Source organism: Conyzicola sp. (assembly GCF_057073975.1).
In genome coordinates, this window is record NZ_JBXMIS010000116.1 from 1 (window position 1) to 9,182 (window position 9,182).

Consider the following 9,182-nt stretch of genomic DNA (forward strand, 5'->3'; position numbering starts at 1 on the left):
GACCGCGAGACTCACGCCGCTCGTCTCACCCTCCCGCTCTGGAGCCTGGCTCATTCGCGAGTGTCCGCCGCCACGATGCGACACCAGATAGTCGGCACCGACGTAGAGAAGGGCGCCGGTGAGGAAGCCGGCCCCGGTCGGAACGATCCCGCCCGTCTCGTTCGCATCCTGCACGAGGGAGTAGGCGAGGGTCGAGATCAACACCCCCGCGCCGAAGGCCATGATGCTCGTGGTGACGACGCGCGGAATGCGAATGACCCACGCCAGCCCTGCACCGATGAGCAGGGTGCTGGCGGCGGCGAGACCGCCGAAACCGGCGACGACCCAGTCAGGCATGCGAGCCCAGCAGCGCCACCGCCTGGCGCGCGATCTCGAGCTCTTCGTTCGTCGGGATCACGAGCACCTCGACGGCCGCACCGTCGGGCGAGATGCGGCGCTCCGCCCGGGAGGAGAGCTCGTTGCGGTCGTCGTCGATCGCGATACCGAGAAACTCGAGTCCGGCAAGCGAGCGGCGGCGCAGCAGCGCGTTGTTCTCCCCGACCCCGGCCGTGAACACGATGGCGTCGACTCCGCCGAGCGTGGCGATGTAGGCGCCGATATAGCCGCGGATGCGGTGCCGCCAAACGGCGAGCGCGGCCAGCGCCGCCTCTGAGCCGTTCGACGCCGCCTCCTGCACGTCGCGCATATCGCCGCTGCCCGTGAGGCCGAGCAGGCCCGACTTCTTGTTGAGCAGGATGTCGAGCTCATCGACCGAGAGGCCGGCGACGGGGTGGAGGTGCACCAGCACCGCGGGGTCGAGGTCTCCAGAGCGGGTGCCCATGACGAGGCCTTGCAGCGGGGTGAGTCCCATGGAGGTGTCGACGGAGCGCCCGCCATCCACCGCGGTCACGGATGCCCCGTTGCCGAGGTGCAGCACGATCGTGCGGAGGGACTCGAGCGGTCGATCGAGAAAGGCGGCCGCGCGTTCTGAGACGTACTTGTGGGACGTGCCGTGGAATCCATAGCGTCGGATTCCGTACTGCGCCGCAAGGTCGACGGGCAGCGCGTAGGTGTAGGCAGCGGGCGGCAGCGTCTGGTGGAAGGCGGTGTCGAAGACGGCGATGTGCGCAACGTCGGGCAGCGCGACCATGGCAGCCCGGATGCCGAGCACGTTGGCAGGGTTGTGCAGCGGTGCCAGCGCCGACAGCGCCTCGATCGCGGCGAGAACCCCGTCGTCGATGAGGGTCGCGTCGGCGAACTGGGATCCGCCGTGCACGACCCGGTGGCCGACCGCGTCGACCGATAGCCCGCCGAGAGAGCCGAGCACGCCGACCATCGCCGCCGTGTGGTCGGCAGGACCCCCGTCGCCGATCCGCTCGACGATTCCGGAGAGCAGCGACTTCTCTGTCTCGACCTCGATCAGCTGGTACTTGATCGAGCTCGAGCCCGAGTTGACGATGAAGACGGAGGTCATGCTGGGGTCCCGACGGCCTCGACCGGCACGGGCCGCTGGGCCTGGATCGCCGTGATCGCCACGGTGTTGACGATGTCGCGCACGAGTGCCCCGCGCGAGAGATCGTTGACCGGCTTGTTGAGGCCCTGCAGCACCGGCCCGACGGCGACGGCACCAGCGCTGCGCTGCACCGCCTTGTAGGTGTTGTTGCCCGTGTTGAGGTCGGGGAAGATGAAGACGGTGGCGCGCCCGGCCACCTTGCTGCCCGGCATCTTCGAGGCGCCGACAGCGGCATCCGCCGCCGCGTCGTACTGGATGGGGCCGTCGACCTGCAGATCGGGCCGCCGCTCGTGCACAAGGGCGGTCGCCGTGCGCACCTTCTCGACCTCTGCCCCCGAGCCCGACTCCCCTGTCGAGTACGACAGCATCGCCACGAGCGGCTCGATGCCGAACTGCTCTGCCGTGCCGGCAGACGAGATGGCGATGTCGGCGAGCTGCTCTGCCGTCGGGTCTGGCACGACGGCGCAGTCCCCGTAGACGAGCACGCGGTCGGCGAGGGCCATGAAGAAGACGCTGGAGACGACAGAGACGCCGGCCACCGTCTTGATGATCTCAAAGCCCGGCTTGATCGTGTGGGCCGTCGTGTGGGCGGCGCCAGAGACCATGCCGTCGGCGAGGCCGAGGTGCACCATCATCGTGCCGAAGTAGGAGACGTCGACGACGATGTCGCGGGCCTCCTCGACGGTCATGCCCTTGTGGGCACGCACCCGGGCATACTCGACGGCGAAGCGCTCGCGCAGCTCCGGGTCTTCCGGGTTGAGGATGCTCGCGGCGGAGATGTCGACACCGAGCCCGGCCGCACGGGCACGCACCTCGCTCTCGACCCCGAGGATGGTGAGCTTGGCCACACCGCGGCTGAGCAGTGTGCCGGCGGCCCGAAGGATGCGGTCGTCGTTGCCCTCCGGCAGCACGATGTGCTTCACGTCGGTTCTCGCCCGCTCGATGAGGGCGTACTCGAACATGAGCGGCGTCACCACGTCAGAGCCGCCGACACTCAGCGCATCACGCAGCACAGAGGCGTCGACGTGCTTCTCGAAGAGCGCGAGCGCCGTGTCGAGCTTGCGCTGCGAGTCGGCCGCGAGTCGACCACGGGTCTGCGTGATGCGCTTCGCCGTGTCGTAGGTGCCGTACTCGGTCGAGATGATCGGAAGGGACTCGTCGAGGCCGTCGATGAGCTTCTGGATCGACGGCGCGAGCTCGAACCCGCCGTTGAGCACGATGGCGGCGATGGAGGGGAAGGTGCCGCTCGCGTGGGCCATCAGCACCGCGATGAGCACCTCTCCGCGGTCGGCCGGGATGACGACGACTCCGCCCTCGATGAGGCGGGGAAGCACGTTCTCCATCGTCATGGCGGCGACGACCACGCCGAGGGACTCGCGGTTGAGCAGGGCCTCGTCGCCGCGTAGCAGGGTGCCGTCTACCGCGGTCATGATGCCGCGCACGGTGGGGGCGACGAGGAACGGGTCTTCCGGAATAGCCCAGGCGGGGGTGCCCGCTGAGGTCTCGAGGGTGGTGATGATCGCGGGGGCGAGGGCGGCATCCACACGATTGGCGACGACGGCGAGAAGCGAGGCGTGCGCTGCGGCGAGTTCAGGAATCGTGAGCTCGGCGATCTGGCGCATCTCGTCGGCGGTGCGGCCTCGCGACTCGTCCATGCTGCGGCCGGTGAGCACGAGAAGAACGGGGGCACCGAGGTTGGCAGCGATGCGGGCGTTGTAGCTCAGCTCTGTCGGACTGCCGACATCGGTGTAGTCACTGCCGACGATGACGACCGCGTCGCACTTGGCCTGCACGTGCTTGTAGCGCTCGACGATGCGCTCGAGGGCGGCATCGGGGTTCTCGTGCACCTCCTCATAGGTGACTCCGACGCACTCGTCGTACTCGAGGTCGACACCGTCGTGGGCGAGCAGCAGCTCGAGCACGTAGTCGCGCTCGGCGGTGGAGCGTGCGATCGGCCGAAACACCCCGACCCGAGGGGTCTCGTGGCTCAGGGTGTCGAGCACACCGAGCGCGATCGAGGACTTGCCGGAGTGCCCCTCGGCAGAGGTGATGTAGATGGATGTCGCCACGGTTCCACTGTAGGTGGATCGCCTGTGTGACTGTCGCGGCAGAAGGCCCGGCGAAGCCGGGTGTCGGGCGTGCGAAGCACTTGCCCGAAAACATTAAAGACCCCTCGCGCACCCGCCAGAGCCCGGTTACCCTTGCTGCGTTTCCGCCCTGGGGGAGTTGGCCTGGATGGCGCCACGCGAGGAGCCGGTTCAAGTTTACAGCTATGATCGATCGAGGTATTCGCCGGTGCGCTGGCGAGACCCAAGGAGAATTCGCCTAGTGGCCTATGGCGCACGCTTGGAAAGCGTGTTGGGTGAAAGCCCTCGGGGGTTCGAATCCCCCATTCTCCGCCAACTCACGCAGCCGGGAGACGATGAGCACGACACGGCTCCGCCCGCGCTCATCCCTCTTCCGCCGCGGCACCGCAGCCATCCTCGCGTTCTCCATTCCGGCATTCGGCGTGCTGTTCTACCTGACGATCTCCACCAACCTCTGGCCCGTCGTGCTTGTCACTGCCGTCATCGTCGCCGCTGCGTTCGGGTATTCGGTGATCTCCTACCTGCGCCTCGGGGTGTGGGTGAGCCCGACGGGCATCGCGGAGCGCGGGTACTTCGGCAAGACGACACGGCTGGACATCGACGAGATCGGATCCATCATGCGGGCAGAGGTGTTCCCCACCGGCACGTCGTCGGAGACGGTTGCGCAGCTCTTCGTCTGCGACGCGCACGGATGGCAGGTCATCCGCCTGCGCGGCCAGTTCTGGACCCGGGAGTCGATGGACACCGTCGTCTCCACCCTCGAGGCGCCGCTCATCGAGATCGACCGGCCGATCTCCACCTCGGAGCTCTACGCGACCTACCACGGACTGCTCTACTGGTTCGAGCGCCGCCCGGTCATGGCTGCACTGATCTTCGGGGGCGTGCTCGTTCTCGGCGGACTCGTGCTCTACGGCGCGCTTGTCAGCCTCGGCGCGACGAACTAGTTCGACAGGCTCCTGCGCCGTCGCGCTCCGACGATGAGGATGCCGCCGAGCGCGAACAGCCCGCTGGCCGCGAGCAGAACACCCGCACCCTCGTCGCCCGACGCCGCCAGCGCGGGCGCTGCCGCAGCCGGTGCCGCCGCCGGTGCCCGGGTGATCAGGTAGGCGCCGGAGTACTCCGCGGTCGCGTTGCCCTGCACGAAGGTTGCTGCAGGGTCGGCGGCAGAGAAGGAGGACACGTGACCGCCGTTGGAGCTCGACCACAGCGTGCCATCCGACGCGACCTGGAGGCTGTAGTTGCCACCGACGGGCACTGTGCCGAGGAGGGCGACCGCGGCGGTGGCCGGGTCGAGCGAGTAGAGGCTTCCGATCTCGGTGAGGATGTAGCAGCTGGCATTCACCGGAGAGCACGCGGTGGCATAGATGTCGCCGACGATGACGATGTCTGGCCCGATCTGGGCGCCGATCGTGGCCGTATCGAGGTCGAGGGCATGGAGCCTGGTGCCACCGAGGAAGTAGGCAACGCCGGCGTTGGTGATGAGCATGTTGCCGGGGAAGTCAGCGCCCGCGCCGATATTGAGGTTTGTCGTGCCATCCCAGATCTCATGCACCACGGTGGAGACCCCGGTCGTGGTGTCGACACGAAGCAGCGGCCACTCCCCCGACATCGTGTTGCCGCCGAGGTAGAACGACTGCCCTGTCACCGGATTGAAGGCTGGCTGGTATGCGCATTCGACCGTGCCTATCGCCGGCTGGGTTCCGACGTCGACCCACGTGCTGTCATCCGGGTTGACCAGCTTGAGTGTCAGGTCGGAATGGCACGGGATCGCGTAGAGCGTGTCGCCGTCGGGAAGCGGGGCGACCGCCGAGGCCGGAGCGGCGCTGACCAGCACGATGGCCATGGATACTGCGCAAACGGCGAGAGCAGAGAGAGGTCGCTTCACGGGAGCCTTTGTGTTCAGGGTGGTGTTCCTAGAAGCTACAGGATGTCACCGCTGTTCAGCGCTTCTTGAGCGTCGAGAAGATTCCGCGCAGCACCTCGCGCACGACCGTCTGGCCGGTGCGGGATCCGAGGATGTCGCCGATGGGGTTGTCCTTCGCCCGAGGGCGTGCGGTCGACTTCGGCTTCGCCGCCGGCGCGCGACCCTTCGACGCCTCGCGCCACTCCTTCTCGTACTGCTTCTGCAGGCGCGCCGCCTCGTCGGACTGCGCCTCCGCCGTGCCCGCTGCGGCAGCGGCATCCGCGGCGGCATTCATCTTGGCGGCGAGGAGCTCGCGGGCGGACTCGCGGTCGATCAGCTCTCCGTAGGTGGCCAGCAGCGGTGAGGCGGTGACGGTCGCGAGCATCTGGTCGGCCGGGGTCGGGGCCATCGAGCCCCGCGGGGCGCGCAGCCGCGTCCAGGCGACCGGGGTCGGGGCTCCCCGCTCGCTCATGACCGTGACGATGGCCTCACCGGTGGCGAGCGAGGTGAGCACCTCGCCGAGCTCGTAGCCAGAGGTCGGGTACGTCGAGACGGTCTGCTTGAGGGCGCGCGCGTCGTCGGGCGTGTGGGCGCGCAGCTGGTGCTGCACGCGCGAGCCGATCTGCGCGAGCACGTCGTTCGGCACGTCCTTCGGCGTCTGGGTGACGAAGACGATGCCGACACCCTTCGACCGGATGAGGCGAACGGTCTGCGTGATCGACGCGATGAAGTCCTTGGATGCGTCCTTGAACAGCAGGTGCGCCTCGTCGAAGAAGAAGACGAGCTTCGGCTTGTCGATGTCGCCGACCTCTGGCAGGTCGTTGAACAGGTCGGCGAGCAACCACATGAGGAAGGTGGAGAAGAGCGCCGGCTTGTCCTGCACTCCGGGAATCTCGAGCAGGCTGACGATGCCGCGGCCCTCGGCATCCTGCCGAAGGAACAGCTGCGTGTCGATCTCCGGCTCGCCGAAGAAGACGTCGGCACCCTCGCTCGCGAAAGTGACGAGCTCGCGAAGGATGACACCGGCGGTAGCGCTCGAGAGGCCACCGAGCTCCTTGAGCTCTGACTTGCCCTCGTCGCTCGTGAGCCAGGTGAGCACCGCGCGCAGGTCGTCGAGATCGACGAGCGGCAGCTTGGCCTGATCGGCGTAGTAGAACACGAGGCCGAGGCTCGACTCCTGCGTGGCGTTGAGGCCGAGCACCTTCGACAGCAGCAGCGGGCCGAAACTGGATACCGTGGCGCGGATCGGGATGCCGGTGCCCTGGCCGCCCAGCGTGTAGTACTCGGTTGGGCTGGCGGCCGGCGACCAGTCCTGGCCGATGCCGACGGTGCGGGCGAGGAGCTTCGGGCTCGACTCCCCCGGGCTCGCGATGCCGCTGAGGTCGCCCTTGATGTCGGCGGCGAAGACCGGAACGCCGTTCGCCGACAACTGCTCTGCGAGCACCTGCAGTGTGCGGGTCTTGCCCGTTCCCGTCGCGCCGGCAACGAGGCCGTGGCGGTTGAGCATGGCGACCGGGATGCGCACCTGCACATCCGGCAGTGCCTCGCCGTTGACGAGCGCGCCCATCTCGAGCACCGCGCCCTCGAAGGCGTAGCCGGCGCGAATGGCCTCGATGGCCTCGGCGCCGAGCGGGCCTGCGCTTCTGCTGGTTGAGCGTGTCGAAACCGGTTGAGCAGCCGCCGCCGTCTCCGCCGCGAGCGCCGCCTCCGCGTCTGCGAGCGCCTTGCGTGCTGCTTCGACCTGGGCTGCTGCATCCGTCATGGGTTCAGCCTATGCACCCCCGGTGCGGCGGGGCGACTGCCTAGAGCCGCATGCCGAGCGCCGGGGCATCTGGCGTGCTCGAGGGCAGCTCGGCGAAGCCGATGCGGTCGTAGAAGGCGCGCGCGTTGGTGTTGGCGGCATCCATGGTCAGGTGAAGGCCGGGCACACCGCGCTCGCGCAGGGCGGCAACCAGGGTGTCGATGAGCTGGCGCCCGAGGCCCTGCCCCTGCAGTCGCGGGAGCAGGTCGATGTGCAGGTGGGCTGGGAACGCGTCGACCTCGGGGATGAGCATGCGCTCCGGCCAGAAGCCGAGGTGCCGGATGAGGTCATCCTTCGTGACGACCGGCTCGGTGTGCTCGTATGCAGCTTCGATGCGCGGCAGCCACTCGCTGCGAAAGCGCTCAACGAAGCGTCGGGTGTCGGCCACCCCGAGGATGTAGCCGCCCACTCCCTCGTCGTCCTCGACGACGAAGGCGAGCTCCGGCTCGAGGCAGACGTAGGGACGCGCGAAGATGTCGGGCATGAGGTCGTCGCTGACGTAGCGACCGGTGGCGTCGCCGCCGCCCTCGGCCGTGAGGAGGCAGATGCGGGAGACGGCGTCGTAGTCGGCGGGATCGTATCGGCGGATCATGCCAAGCGGTCCTCGAGCCCCCACGCCTGCCCGTAGCCGCCCTCGGCGACGGGCAGCTTCATGAGGTCGAGGAACGGCACGGCGTCGAACGCCTCCGGCCCGAGCACTCCCGTGCCGCTCCAGGTGCCGTTGGCGAGCAGCTCGAGCGCGATCACGGGGTTGAGGGCCGTCTGCCAGACGACGCACTGGCTCTCGTACTCCGCCATCGTCCACTCGTTGTCGCTCACGTGGTACAGGTAGACCTCGCGCGGCGTGCCGTCGACGCCGGTGCCGGTCACCCAGAGGCCGGCGCAGGTCTTGCCGGTCATCCGGGGTCCGAGGGTCGCCGGGTCGGGCAGGCCAGCGGCGACGACGTCGCGGGGTGCGACCATCGCGGGGCCGTCGGCGGTGCGCACCCGCACGGGCTCCGTCTTGTCGAGGCCGAGCAGGTTGAGCGTCTTGAGCACGCCGATGAACTCGTCGCCGAGCCCGTACTTGAAGGTCACGCGCTTCGCGTCGATCCAGCGCGGCATGAGCAGCACCTCCTCGTGCTCGACGTTGACGCACTCGACCGGGCCGATGCCCTCGGGAAAGTCGAAGACCTCCGGCTCGCTGAACGGCGCCGTGGTGTACCAGCCGCGCTCTTTCTCCCAGATGACGGGAGGGTTGAGGCACTCCTCGATCGTGGTCCAGATGCTGAAGGACGGGGCGAAGATCTCGTTGCCAGCCTCGTCGCGCACCACGAGGTTGGCTCCGTCGCGGGTGCCGAGCTCGTCGATCTCGCTGAACAGGTGGTCGGCGGCATAGCGCGCGAACACGTCGCTGAGCCCCGGCTCGACGCCCATGCCGACGAGGGCGAGGCGGCCCGCGGTCTCCCAGTCGGGCGACTGCGCGAACTGGTCGTCGCCGAGCTTGACACCGGTCTCCTCGTGCGGGTTCGACGGGTGCGGCTCTGACAGGCTCATCGCCATGTCGAGGTAGTCCGCTCCGGCGGCGAGGGCCCCGGCGAAGATGGTCGGCACGAACTTGGGCTCCACGGCGTTCATGACGTGGGTTGCGCGGTGCTCGCGCGCAACCGCTGCGACGTTCTCGGGGTCGGAGGCGTCGATCCTGGCTGCCACGAAACGGTCGCCCTGGTCGCCGTGCTTCGCGGTGATCCAGCCGATTGCCGCCTCTGCCCGGCCGAGGTCGTAGTCGCAGACGATCATGGTCTCGAAGAACGAGCGCTCCGCGGCGATCTTGGCAATGGAGTTGCCGACGCCACCGGCGCCGACGAGGAGGATCCGCGTGGATTCAGTCATGCTCCGACGCTACTGGGCGAGGCGGGA

Annotated in this window: 8 protein-coding genes, 1 tRNA gene and 1 other RNA gene; 2 read left to right on the plus strand and 8 right to left on the minus strand. The window is 68.4% G+C overall.

The genetic code is table 11. The features are described 5' to 3' along the window. From AC14A7_RS10415 to ffs, 4 genes are all read right to left on the minus strand, one after another. Positions 1 to 336, minus strand: a 336-nt coding sequence (locus tag AC14A7_RS10415; protein WP_484008748.1) for a ZIP family metal transporter, incomplete at its 3' end; no start/stop codon positions are given. Beyond that, positions 329 to 1,453: an acetate/propionate family kinase gene (locus tag AC14A7_RS10420; protein WP_484008750.1), complete on the minus strand. Its 1,125-nt coding sequence runs from the start codon at positions 1,451 to 1,453 to the stop codon at positions 329 to 331. The genes AC14A7_RS10415 and AC14A7_RS10420, both read right to left, overlap by 8 nt. Beyond that, complete coding sequence (gene pta / locus AC14A7_RS10425; RefSeq protein WP_484008752.1) at positions 1,450 to 3,561, minus strand: phosphate acetyltransferase; 2,112 nt, start codon at positions 3,559 to 3,561, stop codon at positions 1,450 to 1,452. The genes AC14A7_RS10420 and pta overlap by 4 nt, the downstream gene beginning before the upstream one ends. 92 nt (positions 3,562 to 3,653) lie before the next feature. Continuing rightward, positions 3,654 to 3,750: signal recognition particle sRNA small type (gene ffs / locus AC14A7_RS10430), an RNA gene on the minus strand. 56 nt (positions 3,751 to 3,806) lie between these two features. On the opposite strand from ffs, the gene AC14A7_RS10435 reads away from it, so the two are divergent. Further along, positions 3,807 to 3,894 (plus strand) — tRNA-Ser (locus AC14A7_RS10435). A gap of 20 nt (positions 3,895 to 3,914) precedes the next feature. Then, complete coding sequence (locus AC14A7_RS10440; protein ID WP_484008754.1) at positions 3,915 to 4,523, plus strand: hypothetical protein; 609 nt, start codon at positions 3,915 to 3,917, stop codon at positions 4,521 to 4,523. On the opposite strand, the gene AC14A7_RS10445 is transcribed toward AC14A7_RS10440, so the two are convergent. Genes AC14A7_RS10445 through AC14A7_RS10460 form a run of 4 tightly spaced genes read right to left on the minus strand, consistent with a single transcriptional unit; the run spans position 4,520 to position 9,155 of the window. Then, on the minus strand, positions 4,520 to 5,464 hold the full coding sequence (locus AC14A7_RS10445; protein WP_484008756.1) for a hypothetical protein: 945 nt from the start codon (positions 5,462 to 5,464) through the stop codon (positions 4,520 to 4,522). The genes AC14A7_RS10440 and AC14A7_RS10445 overlap by 4 nt on opposite strands. Before the next feature lie 55 nt (positions 5,465 to 5,519). After that, the gene (locus tag AC14A7_RS10450) at positions 5,520 to 7,244 is read right to left on the minus strand and encodes a helicase HerA-like domain-containing protein (protein ID WP_484008758.1); all 1,725 of its coding nucleotides are present in this window, start codon (positions 7,242 to 7,244) and stop codon (positions 5,520 to 5,522) included. 40 nt (positions 7,245 to 7,284) lie between these two features. Then, complete coding sequence (locus AC14A7_RS10455) at positions 7,285 to 7,875, minus strand: GNAT family N-acetyltransferase (RefSeq protein WP_484008760.1); 591 nt, start codon at positions 7,873 to 7,875, stop codon at positions 7,285 to 7,287. Beyond that, entirely contained in the window at positions 7,872 to 9,155 is a 1,284-nt protein-coding gene (locus AC14A7_RS10460) for a saccharopine dehydrogenase family protein (RefSeq protein ID WP_484008762.1), read from the minus strand. The genes AC14A7_RS10455 and AC14A7_RS10460 overlap by 4 nt, the downstream gene beginning before the upstream one ends. Positions 9,156 to 9,182 lie beyond the last annotated feature (27 nt).